The sequence below is a fragment of the Streptomyces sp. SID11385 genome, assembly GCF_010548245.1.
Classification (GTDB): Bacteria; Actinomycetota; Actinomycetes; order Streptomycetales; family Streptomycetaceae; genus Streptomyces.
Genome location: NZ_JAAGLR010000900.1, coordinates 1 through 273 on the forward strand (window position 1 = coordinate 1; position 273 = coordinate 273).

1 pseudogene is annotated in these 273 nt (G+C 76.9%); it reads right to left on the reverse strand.

The features are described 5' to 3' along the window. Window positions 1-273 (reverse strand): annotated as a pseudogene (locus tag G3I42_RS27410) (serine/threonine-protein phosphatase); the annotation flags it as partial.

Below are 273 nucleotides of genomic sequence, written 5' to 3' on the forward strand. Positions count from 1 at the left end.
CCCACGACCTGGCCGAGTACGTCGAGCAGCGCGCCGGGCCCCGCCCCGGTGAGCGCGATGCCGCGCAGCGCGCCGAGCAGGGTCGCCGTGCCCGTGGTCCGCGCGAGACCGTGCCCGGCCACCTCCCCGGCGGCCAACAGGGTCGAACCGTCCGGGAGTTCCGCCGCCTCGTACCAGTGACCACCGCTCGTGCCGGGCGGTCCGCCCGGTCTCAGTACGGTCAGGTCGAGTGCCCGCCCGCGCGGTCCGTCGTTCCGTGACGGGACCTCCGGG